We start from the raw sequence: 633 nt of genomic DNA, 5'->3' as shown, positions 1-633 counted from the left end.
GAAAGGTGAAAGGTGAAAGGTCAGATCATACTCATATATTTTTGAATGAATATTAAATTTTGAACCTCTTATTCCCAAGCATCGATTGATTTCATCAATGCTGAAATCATACGGGAAAGTTCACGAGTCTCTTCAACCCATTCAGTGGCCTTTGTCGTATCAACTTCACCTATTTTTAATGCAATGTAAATTTGAGAGCGTAATTCTCCACAACTCCCCTTAGAATATGATAAAAACCGAATATAATCTTTAGGAGTTATTCGTTCATAACCCTCTGCTATATTTGAAGAAATTGAAAGTGCAGATCGTGTTATTTGATCTTTTAAACCAAACTCTTTGCTCTGCTTAAAATGTAAATAAATCTCGCAAGCTAAATCGGCTGAACGTTGCCATACCCTTAAATCTTCAAACCTCATAACATAACCAGTCAGCTGAAACATGCTTAACTTATAACTGTAAAATAAGAAAGACACAAAGCTTAGATCAAATTTATAGCTCGAACCTTGAACCTCGAACCTTGCTCCTTGAATCTTGAACCTTGAATCTTGAACCTACAAAAAAAAAAAAACACCCATAAATAAAAAAAAAAAAAAAGAAAAAAGAAAACAGTTAGAAAAAAAGAATAAAAATAGA

The 633-nt window shown here is 32.4% G+C and carries 1 protein-coding gene; it reads right to left on the bottom strand.

The features are described from left to right. Nucleotides 1–68: 68 nt before the first annotated feature. Nucleotides 69–416, bottom strand: a complete 348-nt coding sequence (locus CWC30_RS17300) for a four helix bundle protein (protein WP_138627719.1) — start codon at nucleotides 414–416, stop codon at nucleotides 69–71. Between the last annotated feature and the right edge of the window lie 217 nt (nucleotides 417–633).

Source organism: Pseudoalteromonas sp. S4741, from assembly GCF_005886135.1.
Taxonomy (GTDB): Bacteria; Pseudomonadota; Gammaproteobacteria; order Enterobacterales; family Alteromonadaceae; genus Pseudoalteromonas; species Pseudoalteromonas tetraodonis.
The sequence above is the reverse complement of the archived record's forward strand: the minus strand, read 5'-3'. Positions and strand labels throughout refer to the sequence as shown.

Coding starts and splice junctions, on each gene's coding strand:
- CWC30_RS17300 (WP_138627719.1), bottom strand. CDS start 416: ATGAGGTTTGAAGATTTAAGGGTATGGCAACGTTCAGCCGATTTAGCT.